Genomic DNA, 17,680 nt, shown 5'->3' on the forward strand with positions numbered 1-17,680 from the left:
TCAAAGTGGTCTTACCAATAATGAAAACGCATTCAAAATGCAGTAAAATCAATACTTTGGAAAATAACAAAATATTCTGTCTTGATTTGTCGTATTTTGTATACCATGCAATAAATTGCACGGTACGCAATTTATTGCATGCTATTTTTTGCACACTCATACTTTTCTAGCTTGTAATATAAATTTCGGACCGAAATTCCTAACGCTCTTGCCGTTTGTGTTTTATTTCCGCCAAACCTCTCTAAATATTCATGAATGATATTCCCTTCAAACTCTGTCACTAAATGTTCAAGTGGCTTTTCCTCTAACTCGGGTAACAAATGAGTTTGCTTTGACTCCACCTGCTCTTCATTATGTAATGGCGGTAAATGGTGTACATCAATATAGGTCTCGTTATAATTCATAAAGATAATAGCTCTCCCCAAAATATTTTCAAGCTCCCTCACATTTCCTGGCCATTCATATGATTGTAAATATAAAATAGCTGGATCCGTGAGCCCCTCTATATTTCGGCCATAATCTTGATTAATTTTTTGAATTAATCTTTCTGCGATTGCCGGTATGTCCCCTTTACGCTGACGAAGAGATGGAATTTGAATTGGAATTTTATTTAATCGATAATATAAGTCCTCCCTAAACTCTCCTTCTAGAATGCCTTTTTCTAAATTCACATGTGTCGCTGCAATTACTCGAACATTGATAGGAATCGCTTTCGTTCCACCAACTTTTACAATCTCTTTTTCTTGCAACACGCGAAGGAGTTTCGCCTGCGTATTTGCAGATAGTTCCCCTATTTCATCTAAAAAGATACTACCGTTATTCGCTTCCTCAAAGAATCCACGTTTTCCGCCTCTTTTCGCGCCAGAAAATGCCCCTTCCTCATAACCGAATAATTCACTTTCTAGCAATGTCTCCGAAATAGCTGCACAGTTTACACGAACGAACTTATTATATTTTCGATTACTTCCATTATGGATGGCATGTGCAAACAATTCTTTACCCGTTCCAGATTCTCCGCGTAGTAATACTGTTGCTGGTGTATTCGCCCCAAGTTTTGCCTGCTCGATAGCCGCCGTTGTTTCATCAGATTTTCCGACAATGTCATCAAATGAATATTTTGCTTCTAACGTTCGAATAATTTGCCTTGCCCTATTCAACTCATTTGTTAACTTTTGAATTTCTGATACGTCACGAATTACACCAACGCTCCCTTTCAATATCCCATCCACAATGACTGGCGCTACGTTTACAATTACATCTCGCTTTTTTTGCCCAATCTTCATATGTATCCCTCGTACCGCTCTACGCGTTCGAAGTACTTTCATATGCATACTTTCACCTTCTACAATATCAGTTGTAGCTGGCTTTCCAATAATGTCCTCTTCTGTTAAACCTGTTAATTTCGTATAGGCAGGGTTAATTACTAACCCTCTTCCTTTTTCATCCACGACCGAAATCGCTTCTTCAGATGAGTTAATAATTGCCTCAAGTAACGTTTGAATCTCTTTTAAATCTGTAACTTCTTCCGCAAGATCTACAACTTCTGTTATATCTTTAAAAATAGCAAATGCCCCTTGTACCTCTCCTCCCTCTTTTAATATCGGAATACGGGTTGTAATAATTTTCTTTTCATTCTCTAATGTCAGTTCATAATTTACTTCTATTTGTTTCGTACGTATAATACGAAGCAATTTACTAGTCGGAATAACTTCTAAAATATATTTCCCTACCGCATCTTCTTTTTTATATCCGATAATACGCTCTGCACTTTTATTAAACAGACGAACTTGTCCCTCTCGATCAATCACAATCATACCGTCATGTGTAGAATTTAAAATTAAATCCCCTTGCTGCGTTTGTTCTTCTAACTTTCCAATTAAATCTTCCTTCTCATGTGCTAATCTCGTAACAATTTTCGCAATATCGCCTGGTATAAGCAGCGTATCTTTATGCTTCTTCTTTAATAAAACTTTATGTAAATCAGCGTCACCTGTCATATCAAACATTACATCAATGTGCATAGTAAGAAACTGCGTTACACTCTCTCCAATCGTAACCCCATATTCCGTAGCCATTTGTAATCCTTTCGCTAACGGATTTATATCAATAATCCCTATAATTTGAAATATATTTGAACTTTGTAACAGATTGAGCAGTGTACTGCCACCTTCACCAGCACCAACAATTAACACTTTTTGTTTCATATATTACACTTCCTCTCGAAGTATCTCTGCAAAATTTTTCACACCCTTATCTTACTCGTTCAGCCCCCCTCTTGACAAACCCCCTTTCCATATAACATCATTAAAATAAACAAAATAATCCGAAAAGGAGCGTTTATATGCAGCGTTACCTTGCTCTATTATTAGCACTCATCCCTATTTCATTAGCTGTGTTTGGCATTAAGTTAATGAGAGATACTGTATTTGGGATTCTATTTCCTCCACTTTCTATACTGTGGTTACAATTTTTAATTGGCGCTCTTTGCTTCGCACTCGGGTTTTATATTTTTGGTGGCTTCGTCTTACACCGAGACCGTAAACGAAATAAAGTACAAGCTCGCTTTAGAAGATAAGAAAGCCCCACTGATTATCAGCCCTCACCAATCGGGCTTTTACGGGCAGTGGATCTCCCACCTAACTTCTTTGCTTTCACTGAATTTTGAGGCGGGGGTCTTACTGCCCGCAAATAGCGGGATAAATAAAAAATAAAAAAATGAGACCGTTACACGCGGTCTCATTTTTTTATTGGCAATAACATTCTTGCCGTTTCAGGGTAATCAGTAATAATCGCTGAAATATTCATATCAAAATATTTTCGCATAAGCGTTTCTTCATTAATTGTATAAGGACGAACCTCTACACCACTCTCCATTGTTAATTCAGCAACGGCATCTTGCAGATAACGATAATTCGGGTGTACTGCTGTAGCACCCATTTTTTTTGCATACGCCCATGGACTATGCAAACCTTCGCGATATAAAATCGCTGTTTGAATATCAGGAGCCATCATATGACACTTTTTCATACTGTAGTGATTAAATGAAGAAAATATAACACGATCTTCTAGATTATATTTCCGCACAAGCGTTATAACTTCTTCTTCTAAACCTCTGTATGGGATTTTATTATTTTTAAGTTCAATATTAAGTAGCAACTCTGTTTTTTCAATCCATTCTAACACCTCTTCTAAAAGAGGTATTTTACAAAATCCTACTTTATCACTGAATGTGTAGCTCGCATCTAATTTACATAAATCCTCATATACATAATTTCGAACCGCACCTTTTCCATTTGTTGTCCTGTTCACTGTTTCATCATGAATGACGACAACCTTTCCGTCTTTCGTTAATTGAACATCAAGTTCAATTCCATCTGCTCTAAAAGATTCAGCTGCTTCAAATGAAATCATTGTATTTTCGGGGTACGTTCCCGCTGCACCACGATGTGCAAATATAAGAGTCATCCTCACTCCCCCAATCTTATGCTATACTATACGAAAAAGGAGGTACTTCTATGAGACCATTACAAATTTCTCCAGACACTGCAGTCCGCCTATCAAAAGCATTAGGTGTTCCACTCGAACAACTGATGCACATGCCGCAGCACATTTTAATTCAAAAGTTAGTTGAATTAGAAAAACAAAATAAAGACAAAGAATAATACAGTCCTGTTTTGCAGGGCTTTTTATTATTTTCTATTATATCATGGATGACTTCCCTACTAAAATCCTTTAACAGATATACTATGATTCCATTTAATCTTTTCTTCAAACATTTATAATCAATACATTAAACCCCCTCTTTTAATAAAAGAGGGGGTTCTTACTACTCGTTTCAATTACTCAAATTATGCATTTTTCTTTTCTTTGTTAAAAATCATAAACAATTTATATAATCCTAAAGAAGCTGGAATATTCATAAATGCAAATGCTTCATAAGTATAATGAGGAGCTGTTTCCCATAGTAATAAGAAAGTAAACACCCCTAACGTACTAATCATCGCAATCCGTATAACTTCCGATTCATTTTCATCTTTCTTTTTATAAAGTATAACAGCCGCCAGAACAGCTACATAAACAAATAATTTGATAACATACGAATATACAGTAACGATTTTATAATTCGTTGTACTATAGTTCGATACGTAATTAGTTATCGTGTCGTTCTTCTGCTCAAACCATTCTCCAATACGGTACATGGAGAACTGACTCGATACCCATTCTCTAGTTATTTTTTCATTTAAATGCCGTACATACCCCATTACGCCAAGTTCATTAAAACGCTGTACTATAACTTTTTTATTATGTTCATCCAAATCCTTTGTATTTTTTATGTTTTCATCATTAATATAATCTGTATCCGCCTGATTCCAAACACCATACGTATCTTTATTCAAGCCCATTTGTACCCAATGGGTATATGGAATTTTTTCAATTTCATTATCGGTGCTGAGATTTAACTTTGTCGTTATACCTTTAAAACTTACAATAAGGATTAAACAAAATATAACACTACTTAATACCTTTACGGAATACTCCTTACGAAACTTAAAAATATTTTCAATTAAAATCGCTAACGCTACCGCCAATGCTGTCGGTCTTATAATATAAGTACAAGCTGCGAAAACTCCTAATAAAATCCATAAAATAATCTTCATTCTTTTGGTTTCCGCTGTTTTCAAACATAAATATGTATACATCGTTGCTGAAATAAAAAATATTACTAATGTATGCGTATAAAAAACTGGCGCCTGCCAATATACAAAAATGTTTAGCACAGATAACACAATCGATATGTGAGCAACTTTAAAGTTTGTAATTTTCTTTACAATCAATACATTTAAAATGATACTACCTGTTATACATACTATTGGTAATATTTTTATTGCTATATCTACACTTCCTACCAATTTAGCAAAATATCCTCCTAATAATACAATATGTGTATTATATGGATAAAATAGAAGCTGTCCCATTTCTAAAAAATGATTATCTCCCTTAAACACAGAGACAATTCCTTCTTTAAGGATGGCATAGTCTCCTACAACAGGATTAAATGCTATGGAAGTAATAATTATTTCCATCGTTAAAATAATTACGATACCTAAAGCAATCATAATACTTGTGTACGTTCTTTTCATTTTATTAATAACCCATTTATAATACATAAAGAAGAGCGCAAATAAAAGCAACGTTGCCCCTATAACAGCACCGACCTTTTTGGGAGTATACTCCTCAGTCGGATAAGGAAATTCACCACTCATTAAAATTGTTTTCGGGATAAAAAATTTACTTACTATCATTGAAAATATAAATAAAAACACCGTCATAACAATGATTGGGTAAGCTCGATTCACTATTTTTTTAAAAGTCATTCATCCATTCTCCTATATCTCTTAACTTTTCCCAATCAATGATACGTTATAGAGATTATGATGTCAAACTCACGTATTTCCTGTACATATCCTTATGTTCACTGCATTTTTCCACATAAATTTATATATTCCCTCAAAACCCTTAAATCGAAGGAAATAAAAAGACCAACGAATTCTAACATTCATTGGTCATTAAATACAAAGTTTATTGGTTTTACATTTAATATCAAGTATAAATTTTAAGAATGTTTAAGCTTTACTAAAGCTTAAACTCCTTACCGATTCTAATCTCAGCTAGCCTTATGTTCAAGTCTCAGCTTATCCGCAACCATTGCGATGAACTCAGAGTTCGTAGGTTTTGCTTTTGACATGGATACTGTATAACCGAATAAGGACGAAATAGAATCAATATTTCCTCGACTCCATGCTACTTCAATTGCGTGACGGATTGCACGCTCGACGCGGCTTGCTGTCGTATTATATTTCTTCGCGATATCTGGATACAATACTTTCGTAATAGATCCCAGTAATTCGATATCATTGTACACCATAGAGATCGCTTCCCTTAAATACATATACCCTTTAATATGAGCAGGCACACCAATTTCATGAATGATACTCGTAATGCTTGCATCTAAGTTTTTCGGTTTTCCATCTATTGTCGTTGCTGAGCGGAAAGATGGAAGTGGACGTTTAATGGTAGCGTTCGCCTTACCGCTAACTTGACGAATATGACTCGTTAAATTCTCCATATCAAATGGTTTTAATATGAAATATGAAGCACCTAAGTCAACTGCTTTTTTCGTCACATCTTCTTGTCCAAATGCTGTCAACATAATTACGCTAGGCTGTCTTAGCCTTTCAATATGTCGCATTTTCTCTAGTACAGCTAGACCATCTAAATGTGGCATAATAATGTCTAAAACAAGTACATCCGGCTGCTTATCATTTAATAAATTTAAACACTCTTGACCATTATAAGCAGTACCGATTACTTCCATATCATCTTGAGCAGCTACATAACTCTCTAGCATTGATACTAATTCTTTATTATCATCCACAAGACATACTTTAATTTTCTCCACAGCTTTTCCTCCCTTACCGAATCGATTCTCCGACATGTGTATCCTTCTAGGCTACATGAATTGTTCGACAATTGTGTGAAAATTCCCTTTTAAAGTTTGTTACTTTCCGATAAAATCACAAAAAAATATGTTTATCGCTCATTTATTCCCTTTCGCAACACATTCCATCATAGAAATACAACGAAACGTTCAACCCTTTTCTTTTATTTTACAACAAAAAACACCTCTTGCGGAGCTTTTACAAAATTTCAACGAATTTTTCAACAGAAAAGCGAGCTAATTAATCATTAGCTCGCTTTTCTTTCTTGTTCATAAATGTTAATTCCAGCCTCATGTAACATCCATTCAATATGAACACCATATCCTGATGTTGGATCATTTACAAATACATGTGTAACAGCACCAATTACTTTTCCGTTTTGTACAATTGGACTTCCGCTCATGCCTTGTACGATACCACCCGTTTTCGCTAATAAACGTTTGTCTGTGACTTTTATTACCATGCCTTTTGTAGCCGGAAACTTTTGCGGTACTGTACTAACAACTTCAATATCAAACGCTTCCACTTTATCTTTATCAATAACTGTTAATATTTTTGCTGGTCCCTCTTTTACTTGATGAGATAGTGCAATCGGCATTGCTTTATCCATTACACCATTTGGTATATTTGTATTTAATTTCCCGAATATACCAAATGGACTATTTATTGTAATATTACCAATCACTTCACGATCTGGTGAGAACCTCGCTAATTTCTCTCCTGGATTCCCATGACTACCTCTTTCAATTGATGTAACCGTCGAACGCATAATTTGTCCATCTTCGACTTGAATCGGCTTTTTCGTATCGTTATCAGAAATGACATGACCAAGTGCCCCATATTTCATAGAATCAGGATGAACAAATGTCATTGTTCCGATTCCAGCTGCCGAATCACGAATATATAAACCAATGCGATAAGACGATTCTCCACTGTCTTTTTGTGGTGTTAACTTAGTGCGGATGTGTTTTCCATCTCTTAACAAAACAAGATTAAGCGGTTCACCTGTTTCACCACTATTATGAATAAATGGTGCTACATCACTCATTCTTTCAATTGTTTTACCATTAATTTCAGTAATCATATCTCCAATTTGCACACCAGCTGTCTCACCAGGAGATACTTTCCCTTTTTCAGTTTGAATTAAATGATGGCCTACAACAAGTACCCCTTTTGTATTTAACTTCACACCAATTGATTGTCCACCTGGAATAACTTTAAAATCTTTCAATACTTTCACATTTACTTTTTTTACTGGAAAACCAGCAAGCTGAAACACCATATCTGCTTCACCATTTTGATGAGAATTTACCATAAGTCCTTGTTTTTGTTCATTTGAACTTACTGTAAACACATGACGATCTGTAGATGAGGCTTTAAAAACCGGTAATGACGCTATTTCTGATTGTTGTCCTTCAAAAACAACAAGTTGCTTCGGAGATGAAATAAACGTCCGAAGCGGTTTAAAACACCCAATAAAAACTAAAGAAACAAGGAGACAAATACCTATTATTTTGCGAAATCTTTCTAATTTCAATTTGTTCACTCTCCTCGCTCCTACCCCACATTCAGCCTTTTGGCTTCACTTTTTAATCTCTCCTTGCAGTGCTTTATTTATAACCGGAAGAATTAAGAAATCATTATTTGAGAAAAAAAGCTATCCATTACTGGATAGCCTCTGCTGTCTGTTTAAAATGATGCGCTTGCGTAAGTAATTCTTTCGCATGTTCTGTCGTTAAATCTGTAATTTCCACACCAGAAATCATTCGAGCGATTTCGGTTACTTTATCCTCCATAGTTAAAACGGTAACTGATGTAATTGTTCGATCATTCGCTACTTGTTTTCGAATAAATAAATGCGAATCCGCCATTGAAGCCACTTGAGGTAAGTGCGTAATACAAAGTACTTGCGAGTTTACTGATACTCGATAAATTTTTTCCGCAATAGCCTGTGCAACTCGACCACTTACACCAGTATCCACTTCATCAAAGATAACTGATGCAACACCTTGATGCTTAGAAAAAATGCTTTTTAAAGCTAAAATAATACGAGATAACTCTCCGCCAGAAGCGACCTTTGAAAGTGGTTTTAGCGGCTCACCTGGATTTGTTGAAATATAAAATTCCACATGATCGTAGCCATCCGCCGTAAGTCTTACCGGTGCTCCCTCTACAAGAGGCTCTTCAGCATTTCCTACTCGCTTCATAATTCTCACTTCAAATTTTGTTTTTTCCATATACAATTCTTTTAATTCCTGATGAATGGCATTTGTAAGATGCTCTGCAAGCTCATGACGCATATTACTTAACGACGTTGCTTCTTTCAGAATAACACTTTCTAGTTCCTTTAATTGCTTCTTCGTCGTTTCAATATGAACGTCTTTATTTTCAATCGTAAAAATTTCTTGTTCAATTTTATCTGCATACGCTAAAATCTCTTCTACAGTATTTCCATATTTTCTCTTTAGCATACGAATTTCATTTAAACGCGTTTCAATTTCGTCTAAACGATTCGGATCATATTCCATCATATCGAGCTTTTCTCTAAGTTGATATGCAACTTCTTCTAATAAATAGTAGCTATTTGCAATTGAATCATGGTTTTCTTGATACACTTCATCTAAATGTGTAATACTCTCCATTTGTCCCATTGCGCTTCGTATATTATCTAATCCTTGTCCGTCAGCGCTTAATGAGCGATATGCATCGCCTAATGCTTTGTAAATTTTTTCGAAATTAGAAATTTGCAATCGTTCTTCAGTTAATTCATTTTCTTCATCCATCTTTAAATCCGCCTTACGGATTTCTTCATGCTGGAATTGAATTAAATCTAAACGATGCGCCATTTGTTGTTCATTTTCACTTAACGATTTTAACTGTTTTTTTAATTTCTCATAGTCAGCGTATACATTTTGATATATACCCAATTGTTTAACAATGCGATCTCCATCAAAATGATCAAGCATAAACATATGACGCTCTTCATTCATTAAATCTTGTGTTTCGTGCTGCCCATGAATATCAACAAGTGTTTTTCCAATTTCCTTTAATATACTAAGGGTAACCAGTTTCCCATTTACACGACATACACTTTTTCCGTTTGCAGCGATATCACGCTTCAAAATAATCATGCCGTCTTCTATTTCTATATCCAATTCTTCTGCCTTTTCAATACATGGATGCTTATCATCTTCTACATAAAATAGCCCTTCTATCTCAGCTTTTTCTGTTCCGTATCGAACAAATTCCGCTGAACCACGGCCACCTACAAGTAAACTAATCGCATCAATAATAATCGATTTTCCGGCTCCTGTTTCACCACTTAAAACCGTTAATCCTTTTTGAAAAGAAATATTTAATGCCTCAATAATAGCAAAGTTTCTAATCGATAATTCCGATAACAATGCCCCATTCACCTCGTTATAGACTAATCCCCTATTAAGGGCTTTTCTCAGTTCTTCATTCAAATATTCATACTATATGTTTGTATGTATAAATTACTTTTCTAACCGCTCCATTGTACCAAACATTTGTTTTACGGGTCAATCCACCTATTTTCTAATTTTATTCAAAGAAAATATTATATTACAATTAAGAATTCACATTTTTAACCAATAAAAAATATCCTGTTCACTTTCCACTTTACAGAGGAAAGCAAACAAGATTTTTTTGTTACAACATATTTAAGAAACGATCAGAGACAACACCTGTATCTTCAGGTGTACGGCAAATAATTAAGCAAGTATCATCACCACAGATGGTTCCGATGATCTCATCCCACTCTAAATGATCAATAAGTGCTCCAAGTGAATGAGCGTTACCAGGCAATGTTTTTAGCACAAGCATATGTCCTGCCGTGTCTAATTTTACAAATGAATCCACTAGATTGCGTTTTAATTTTTGTAACGGGTTAAATCGTTGATCTGCTGGCAAGCTATATTTATAGCGACCATCATGTAATGGCACTTTCACTAAGTGCAGTTCTTTAATATCGCGCGATACTGTTGCTTGCGTTACATTAAATCCCTCATTACGTAAAATATCAACTAATTCATCTTGTGTTTCAATTTCTTTGTTCGCAATAATTTCCCTGATTTTAATATGGCGCTGACCTTTATTCATACATTTGCACCTCACACTATCTCTTACCATAGTTTAAACATTGGTATACTTCACTTATTTATGTTAACTTATAATTCGTTGCTTGTACACAATTGTTTTTACAATCATTATACAATTACAACAAAAAGAGGAACAACATATGTTATTCCTCTTTTCCTTTTTGTTTTAGGACATCATGCGCCTCTGTAACTACTTGCTCAACAGAAACTGGAGAATGATTTTCGCCATTCTCGCGTTCACCGTGCCATTTCAGATGAATTAAAAATTCAATATTACCATCCCCGCCCGTAATTGGTGAGAATGTTAAACCTTCTACGTCGTATCCTTCTTTTATAGCAAAGTCGACAATCATTTCCACGACAGCCTCATGTACTTTTCGATCACGAACGATACCTTTTTTCCCAACTTGCTCTCTTCCAGCTTCAAACTGTGGTTTAATTAACGCCGCTACATCTCCATTAGGCATAAGCATTGTTTTTAAAACCGGCAGTATGAGCTTTAATGATATAAATGAAACATCGATACTAGCAAATTGCGGTAAACCACGGTCTAAGTCTGCTGGTGTCACGTAACGGAAGTTTGTCCGTTCCATTACGACAACACGCTCATCTTGACGCAATTTCCATGCAAGTTGATTGTATCCTACATCTAATGCATAAGATAATTTCGCTCCGTTTTGAAGCGCACAATCTGTAAAGCCACCAGTTGATGAACCAATATCTATCATAACTTTATCTTGTAAATCCAGATGAAATGTCTCTAGTGCCTTTTCAAGTTTATAACCACCACGGCTTACATACGGCATAACTTGTCCCTTCACCGTAATCTCCGTATCTTGTGGGATCTTCTCTCCTGGCTTATCAAGTCTCATCTCATTTGCATATACAAGTCCGGCCATAACGGCGCGTTTTGCTTTCTCACGTGTTTCTATAAGTCCTCGCTCTACTAATAGTACATCTACTCTTTCTTTTTTTGCACTCATTTGTTACGCCCTTTTTTGTTTTGATGGAATCATTGTATGAATACGGTCTACAACAGCTTCTGTCGTTAAACCTATTTCTTCTAATAATTTTGTTACACTACCGTGCTCTATGAAACGGTCTGGAATACCCATTCTTTCAACTAACGCACTATGGTACCCGTTCTCAGATGCAAATTCAACTACTCCCGTTCCAAAACCGCCGATTAAGCAAGCTTCTTCAATCGTTAAAATCGGTATATTTTTTCCTAAGAGGTCATGTAAATATGCTTCATCCATCGGTTTAATAAAGCGAGCGTTCACTACTTTCACTGAAATTCCAGCCTTTTCAAGACGCTCAGCTGCTTCCATTGCCATTGGTATTGTGGTACCAAATGTTAAAATAGCCGCTTGTGTACCTTCTTTTAACGTTTCCCATGAACCGATTGGAATCGCCTTTAATTCTTCATCCATATGAACACCAAGTCCATTACCGCGTGCATAACGTAATGCGATTGGTCCATCTTCATATTGCATCGCCGTATATACTAAATGTTGCCCTTCATTTTCATCTTTCGGCATCATAAGTACCATATTCGGCAAATGACGTAAGAATGAAATGTCAAACACACCTTGATGCGTTTCACCATCTGCTCCTACTAAACCAGAGCGATCGATTCCGATAAAGACATTTAAATTTTGGCGGCATATATCATGAACAACTTGGTCATATGCTCTTTGTAAAAATGTTGAATAAATCGCTAAGAATGGCTTCATACCTTGCGTTGCCATACCCGCTGCCATTGTTGTAGCATGCTGTTCTGCAATACCAACATCAATCATACGATCCGGGAATTCTTTTTGGAATTTCTCAAGTTTCGATCCAACAGGCATTGCAGGTGTAATTGCAACGATACGCTCATCCGTTCTCGCTAGCTTAAGTACTGTATCACTAACAACAGCACTCCATGCTGGTGCAACTTCTTTCGGTTTAACGAAGTCACCTGATTCAATTTTATAAGGCCCTGTTCCATGCCAAGTTCCAATAACATCACTCTCAGCTGGTTTATAACCTTTTCCTTTTTTCGTAATAACATGAACAAGCACTGGGCCTTTTGTTTTCTTTGCATATTGCAACGTTTCGAATAACTTTTCATAATCGTGCCCATCAACTGGACCTAAATATGTAAAGCCTAATTCTTCGAAAAAGACACCGGATACTAGTAAATATTTAAGACTATCTTTTATTTTCTCTGCTGTCGCAGCAACTTTCCCACCGACTGCTGGGATTTTCTTTAATATATACTCTAGTTCATCTTTTACCCAATGGTATTTCCCTGCGGTACGTAGACGTCCAAGCACATTATGAAGCGCACCAACGTTTGGTGCAATTGACATTTCATTATCATTCAAAATAACAATCATGTCTGTTTTTTCATGTCCAATATGGTTCAATGCCTCTAAAGCCATTCCGCCTGTTAGAGCACCATCTCCAATGATTGGTATAACATATTCTTTCGTTTTCTTTAAATCACGTGCTAGAGCCATTCCCATTGCAGCAGATAATGATGTCGAGCTATGGCCAGTTTCCCATACATCGTGCTCACTCTCGCAACGTTTTGGGAAACCACATAGGCCCTGATATTGCCTTAATGTACCGAATTCCTTTGCACGTCCTGTTAAAATTTTATGTACATAGGATTGATGTCCTACGTCCCATAAAAATTTATCTTTCGGACTATCAAATAATTTATGCAGAGCAATTGTGAGTTCTACTACACCTAAATTAGGTGCAATATGTCCACCTGTTTGAGAGAGCTCTTCAATTAAAAATTTACGAATATCCTCACTCAATCCCTCTAGTTCACCGATAGACATATCTTTCAAAAAACTAGGGTTTTGAATTTGCGTTAGATCCACATGGATCACTCACTTTCATTTCATAATCTGTCAACATGTCAAATATTATAAAAAACATTTACACAAAACAAGAAATTATCTTTTTTTATTTTTCACCTTGTCCTGCAATTAACCAGTCTATTGCGCCCTAATCCTATTATAAACCATATTTCTTTAGGCGATGAAAAAAATAGCCGCTAACACGAAGTGATAACGGCAATGTAATCTACATATATTTTTGCCAATAACAAGAAAAGAAAAACCTTTTCCTACATTTATATCATAAAATGATGAATGACTCAACAAATGGAAACGCTGTTATATTAGTTATTACGTTTTGCAATCAAATCGCAAATAGATAGTAAATATTCATCTTGTAATTGCAAGGAACCAATAGCATCTTTTGCTTTTGCAATTGTATCTTCCAAAATATCCTTTGCTCTATCTAGAGTAAATAACGTCGTATATGTGCTCTTTTCGTTGGAAACATCACTACCAATCGGTTTTCCAATCTCTTCTTCGGTTCCTTCCACATCTAGAATATCATCTCGAATTTGGAACGCTAGGCCAATATATTTCGCAAACGCAAGTAATTTTTCTTCTTGTTCTTCTGTGGCATCAGAAAGTATCGATCCGGCAAGTACAGCGAATTCAAGTAGTTTCCCAGTCTTATGCTTATGAATATACTCCAACTCATCAATCGTAAGCTGTTTCCCTTCAGCTTCCATATCTGCCACTTGTCCGCCAACCATTCCTTCTGGTCCTGCCGCTTTTGCAAGCTCAAGTACAAGTCTTACTTTTTTTTCTGCAGAGATTTCCTTTTGTTCATATGCCATAATAACTTGAAAAGCATACGTCAACAAACCATCGCCTGCTAAAACTGCCATCGCTTCACCAAATACTTTATGATTTGTGGGCTTCCCTCTTCTTAAATCATCATCATCCATACAAGGTAAATCATCATGAACTAACGAGTATGTATGTATCATTTCAAGGGCACAAGCTGCACCTACTCCAAGATTTCGTTCTTTACCAAACGCTTGTAATGTCGCAAATAAAAGTAACGGGCGGAGACGCTTTCCACCCGCTTCCAAAGAATATGCCATCGCTTCACGAAGTACATTTGGACATTGTAATTCATTTGCATAGCTTACAAGCTTCTCTTCTACGAAAGTTTTACTTTCTTTCAAAAAAGTATCAAAAGCAACAGTCACTATGCTTCATCTCCTAAAGCAGTAAACGGTTCAAGCTCTCCATCTTCCCCAAGAATAACTGCCATTTGTTCTTGTACGTTCTTCAACTTCTCATCACAAAGCTTAGATAATTCCATACCCTCTTTAAAATAAGAGATTGCTTCTTCTAAAGGTACGTCACCTTGCTCTAGCTTAGAAACGAGATGCTCAAGTTGCGAAATTGCCTCTTCAAAGCTTAATTTATTTTCCATCATTCAATTCACGCTCCTCTATGCCTGCTACGCTACAATCTAGTATTCCATCTTGTAATTGAACTGAAACAGCATCTCCAAGGCTGACATCTTTCACACTTTTTAACACTTGCTTCTCTTCATCATATACAAGCCCGTACCCTCTCATCATTACTCTAAGCGGACTTAACGCTTCGAGTTTTTGAGCTGCTCTTACAAAGGCAAATTCTTTCGTTTGAAGTAATGTTTGCATTTCACGTTGCAATTGCTTTTGCAATGTTTCAACCGCTACCTTTGTTTGCATAATTTTTTGAGCTGGGTGGTGCTTCTCTAAATAAAATGAAAGTTGTTTTAACTGATTTACCTTTTTATCAATATAGCGCTCTTTCGCTAAAGCAAGCTGTTCTAACGCTCTATCTAATTGCTCTTCTTTTTGCTCATATACTTGTCTTGGATAACGGAACGCATAAGATTTTTGCAATACTTGTAGTTTTTCTTCTTTTTTATGTACTAACTCTCTCATCGCTCTTTGCAATCTTAGAGTTCTTTGTAATACCTTTTCTTGTAACTCTATAATGTTAGGCGCTGCCAGCTCAGCTGCTGCAGTCGGTGTTGGCGCACGTAAATCGGCAACAAAATCCGCAATTGTAAAGTCCGTTTCATGGCCTACTGCGGAAATAATTGGGATCTCACTCTTAAAGATTGCCCTTGCAACCATTTCTTCATTAAACGCCCACAATTCCTCAATAGAGCCTCCCCCTCGCCCAACGATTAGGACATCTATCTCTCCCATTTCATTCGCTGTACGAATCGCTTGTACAATTGAGGGAGCTGCTGACTCCCCCTGTACAAGTACTGGAAACACAATAATATTTCCAATTGGATAACGACGTTTAATCGTTGTTATAATATCACGAATCGCAGCTCCTGTTGGCGACGTAATCACACCTATTGTTTTAGCATACGGAGGAATTGTTTTTTTATAAACTTGAGAAAATAAACCTTCTTCCTCTAAACGAACCTTTAATTGTTCGTAAGCTAAATGCAGGTTTCCGATTCCGTCCGGCTGCATGTCTTGAATATAAATTTGATAAGAACCGCTCGCCTCGTAAACGGAAATTTTCCCTTTCACAAGTACCTTCATCCCATTTTCAGGTCTGAATTTAATATTACGATTATGACCCGCAAACATAACCGCTGCGATTCTTGCATTTTCATCTTTCAATGTAAAATACATATGACCACGACTATGATTTTTAAAATTGGAAATTTCACCTTTTAACCAAACAGACTGCAAATGCGGATCATATTCTATTTTTGTTTTTATATAGCGTGTTAACGCTGTAACGGTTAAATATTGTTTCTCCATTTCTCTCTCCTCATAGCCGAATCAAATTATTTACAAACGACACCTGCACGTTTAGCAGATTCAACAGTATTATGAAGAAGCATTGTGATCGTCATTGGACCAACACCCTTTGGCACAGGTGTAATGTAACCCGCAACATCCAACACGTTTTCAAAATCAACATCACCACAAAGTTTGCCTGTTTCTAAACGGTTTACACCAACGTCGATTACAACCGCTCCTTCTTTAATATAATCAGCTGTTATCATCTTAGGTCGCCCAACTGCTACGATTAAAATATCAGCTAACTTCGATAACTCTTTCATATTTTGCGTCTTAGAATGACAGTATGTGACAGTTGCATTTTCATTTAAGAACAATTGTCCCACTGGCTTGCCGACAATATTACTTCTTCCAATTACTACAACATGTTTTCCTGAAATATCAAGGTTTGTTTCTTTTACTAATTCTACAATACCGTGCGGTGTACATGGAAGGAATGTATCTTGTCCCGTCATCATACGTCCCACGCTGATTGGGTGAAATCCATCTACATCTTTTTCTGGTGAAATTCTTTCAATGATAGCTTTTTCTTCAATATGTTTTGGTAAAGGTAATTGCACTAATATGCCGTTAATACGGTCATCGCTATTTAAGCGATCGATTTCAGCAAGCAAACGCTCCTCAGTAATTGTTTCAGGAAGTTCAATTAGCTCTGAATAGATTCCTACTTGTTCACAGCCCTTTTCTTTTCCTTTTACATAAGAACGAGATGCTGGATCTTCTCCAACTAGAATAACTGCTAATCCTGGTACAATCCCTTGCTCTTTCAACTTCACAACTTCTTCTGTTAATTGTGCTCGTTTTTTCTCCGCAACTTCATTTCCTTTGATGATTACTGCTACCATTTTAAGATTCCCCCTTAAAGAAATTACAGTGTATCTTTTATATTAGATAAAACGCCGTTAATAAAACGACGAGATTCCTCATCCCCAAATGTTTTAGCAATTTCAATCGCTTCGTTAATTGTTACGTTGTGTGGAATTTCTTCCATGTATTTCATTTCATACACAGCTACACGTAAAATACTGCGATCAACAATACTAATACGCTCAAGCTTCCATTTTTTTAAGTTTTGACGAATCGCTTCATCAATTACTTCTTTATTTTCTACAAAACCTACTACAAGTGATTCTAGAAATTCATTTGTTTCTTCACCTTCATCTAGCGTGTTTTCCACAGCTACTTTCGGTTCTAATTCACCTGTAATATCCATTTGATATAATGCTTGCATCGCTCTTTCTCTAGCCGTCCTACGTTTCATTGTAACTCTCCTTTATGCTTCAAGTCTTTCCTTATGCTTTGTTATATTATTATAATTTATAAGCCGTCAATTCACTTACTCTTACAGTTTTCATTGATTTTCCAAC

At 36.2% G+C, this 17,680-nt stretch carries 16 protein-coding genes; 2 read left to right on the forward strand and 14 right to left on the reverse strand.

Annotated elements, in window-relative coordinates; all coding sequences use genetic code 11:
• Positions 1–131: 131 nt before the first annotated feature.
• On the reverse strand, positions 132–2,204 hold the full coding sequence (locus tag ACHZK0_RS20235; protein WP_262740598.1) for a sigma-54 interaction domain-containing protein: 2,073 nt from the start codon (positions 2,202–2,204) through the stop codon (positions 132–134).
• 137 nt (positions 2,205–2,341) lie between these two features.
• Between ACHZK0_RS20235 and ACHZK0_RS20240 the strand changes: the two genes are divergently transcribed.
• Entirely contained in the window at positions 2,342–2,575 is a 234-nt protein-coding gene (locus ACHZK0_RS20240; RefSeq protein WP_001190187.1) for a DUF2627 domain-containing protein, read from the forward strand.
• 161 nt (positions 2,576–2,736) lie between these two features.
• Here ACHZK0_RS20240 and ACHZK0_RS20245 read toward each other — a convergent pair whose 3' ends face one another.
• Positions 2,737–3,465: a glycerophosphodiester phosphodiesterase gene (locus tag ACHZK0_RS20245; RefSeq protein WP_262740597.1), complete on the reverse strand. Its 729-nt coding sequence runs from the start codon at positions 3,463–3,465 to the stop codon at positions 2,737–2,739.
• Positions 3,466–3,515: 50 nt separating this feature from the next.
• On the opposite strand from ACHZK0_RS20245, the gene ACHZK0_RS20250 reads away from it, so the two are divergent.
• Positions 3,516–3,662 carry a YycC family protein gene (locus tag ACHZK0_RS20250; protein WP_016125813.1) on the forward strand — a complete coding sequence of 49 codons (147 nt, stop codon included), beginning with the start codon at positions 3,516–3,518 and terminating at the stop codon, positions 3,660–3,662.
• 186 nt (positions 3,663–3,848) lie between these two features.
• Here ACHZK0_RS20250 and ACHZK0_RS20255 read toward each other — a convergent pair whose 3' ends face one another.
• The 12 genes from ACHZK0_RS20255 to nusB form a co-directional block, all read right to left on the reverse strand.
• Positions 3,849–5,375, reverse strand: a complete 1,527-nt coding sequence (locus ACHZK0_RS20255) for a glycosyltransferase family 39 protein (protein ID WP_262740596.1) — start codon at positions 5,373–5,375, stop codon at positions 3,849–3,851.
• A gap of 290 nt (positions 5,376–5,665) precedes the next feature.
• Positions 5,666–6,460, reverse strand: coding sequence for a sporulation transcription factor Spo0A (gene spo0A / locus ACHZK0_RS20260; protein WP_033656399.1), 795 nt, complete (start codon positions 6,458–6,460; stop codon positions 5,666–5,668).
• A gap of 287 nt (positions 6,461–6,747) precedes the next feature.
• A complete protein-coding gene (gene spoIVB / locus ACHZK0_RS20265) occupies positions 6,748–8,046 on the reverse strand; it encodes a SpoIVB peptidase (protein ID WP_063260843.1) in 1,299 nt (432 codons plus the stop codon).
• Between the two features lie 118 nt (positions 8,047–8,164).
• Entirely contained in the window at positions 8,165–9,904 is a 1,740-nt protein-coding gene (recN, locus tag ACHZK0_RS20270; protein ID WP_073516461.1) for a DNA repair protein RecN, read from the reverse strand.
• 268 nt (positions 9,905–10,172) lie between these two features.
• Positions 10,173–10,622, reverse strand: a complete 450-nt coding sequence (argR, locus tag ACHZK0_RS20275; RefSeq protein ID WP_001032581.1) for an arginine repressor ArgR — start codon at positions 10,620–10,622, stop codon at positions 10,173–10,175.
• A 142-nt stretch (positions 10,623–10,764) separates the two neighbouring features.
• Complete coding sequence (locus ACHZK0_RS20280) at positions 10,765–11,604, reverse strand: TlyA family RNA methyltransferase (RefSeq protein ID WP_395760832.1); 840 nt, start codon at positions 11,602–11,604, stop codon at positions 10,765–10,767.
• A gap of 3 nt (positions 11,605–11,607) precedes the next feature.
• Positions 11,608–13,500, reverse strand: coding sequence for a 1-deoxy-D-xylulose-5-phosphate synthase (gene dxs, locus ACHZK0_RS20285; RefSeq protein ID WP_097864733.1), 1,893 nt, complete (start codon positions 13,498–13,500; stop codon positions 11,608–11,610).
• 302 nt (positions 13,501–13,802) lie between these two features.
• A complete protein-coding gene (gene ispA, locus ACHZK0_RS20290; protein WP_061677470.1) occupies positions 13,803–14,693 on the reverse strand; it encodes a (2E,6E)-farnesyl diphosphate synthase in 891 nt (296 codons plus the stop codon).
• Complete coding sequence (gene xseB, locus ACHZK0_RS20295; RefSeq protein ID WP_000428423.1) at positions 14,693–14,923, reverse strand: exodeoxyribonuclease VII small subunit; 231 nt, start codon at positions 14,921–14,923, stop codon at positions 14,693–14,695. Before xseB ends, ispA begins: the two co-directional genes overlap by 1 nt.
• Positions 14,913–16,271 (reverse strand): exodeoxyribonuclease VII large subunit, encoded by a 1,359-nt coding sequence (gene xseA / locus ACHZK0_RS20300; protein WP_395760833.1) that lies wholly within the window; start codon positions 16,269–16,271, stop codon positions 14,913–14,915. The genes xseB and xseA overlap by 11 nt, the downstream gene beginning before the upstream one ends.
• 26 nt (positions 16,272–16,297) lie before the next feature.
• A complete protein-coding gene (folD, locus tag ACHZK0_RS20305) occupies positions 16,298–17,158 on the reverse strand; it encodes a bifunctional methylenetetrahydrofolate dehydrogenase/methenyltetrahydrofolate cyclohydrolase FolD (RefSeq protein WP_262740594.1) in 861 nt (286 codons plus the stop codon).
• A 23-nt stretch (positions 17,159–17,181) separates the two neighbouring features.
• Positions 17,182–17,574, reverse strand: coding sequence for a N utilization substance protein NusB (gene nusB / locus ACHZK0_RS20310; RefSeq protein ID WP_000830249.1), 393 nt, complete (start codon positions 17,572–17,574; stop codon positions 17,182–17,184).
• Positions 17,575–17,680 lie beyond the last annotated feature (106 nt).

This window comes from Bacillus sp. 3G2 (genome assembly GCF_044324725.1).
Classification (GTDB): Bacteria; Bacillota; Bacilli; order Bacillales; family Bacillaceae_G; genus Bacillus_A; species Bacillus_A mobilis.

What these genes read in the sequence shown, in the direction of transcription:
- ACHZK0_RS20245 (WP_262740597.1), bottom strand. Translation starts at nt 3,465, where the DNA reads ATGACTCTTATATTTGCACATCGTGGTGCAGCGGGAACGTACCCCGAA.
- nusB (WP_000830249.1), bottom strand. Translation starts at nt 17,574, where the DNA reads ATGAAACGTAGGACGGCTAGAGAAAGAGCGATGCAAGCATTATATCAA.
- ACHZK0_RS20250 (WP_016125813.1), top strand. Translation starts at nt 3,516, where the DNA reads ATGAGACCATTACAAATTTCTCCAGACACTGCAGTCCGCCTATCAAAA.
- xseB (WP_000428423.1), bottom strand. Translation starts at nt 14,923, where the DNA reads ATGGAAAATAAATTAAGCTTTGAAGAGGCAATTTCGCAACTTGAGCAT.
- xseA (WP_395760833.1), bottom strand. Translation starts at nt 16,271, where the DNA reads ATGGAGAAACAATATTTAACCGTTACAGCGTTAACACGCTATATAAAA.
- ACHZK0_RS20240 (WP_001190187.1), top strand. Translation starts at nt 2,342, where the DNA reads ATGCAGCGTTACCTTGCTCTATTATTAGCACTCATCCCTATTTCATTA.
- ACHZK0_RS20235 (WP_262740598.1), bottom strand. Translation starts at nt 2,204, where the DNA reads ATGAAACAAAAAGTGTTAATTGTTGGTGCTGGTGAAGGTGGCAGTACA.
- folD (WP_262740594.1), bottom strand. Translation starts at nt 17,158, where the DNA reads ATGGTAGCAGTAATCATCAAAGGAAATGAAGTTGCGGAGAAAAAACGA.
- argR (WP_001032581.1), bottom strand. Translation starts at nt 10,622, where the DNA reads ATGAATAAAGGTCAGCGCCATATTAAAATCAGGGAAATTATTGCGAAC.
- ACHZK0_RS20280 (WP_395760832.1), bottom strand. Translation starts at nt 11,604, where the DNA reads ATGAGTGCAAAAAAAGAAAGAGTAGATGTACTATTAGTAGAGCGAGGA.
- ACHZK0_RS20255 (WP_262740596.1), bottom strand. Translation starts at nt 5,375, where the DNA reads ATGACTTTTAAAAAAATAGTGAATCGAGCTTACCCAATCATTGTTATG.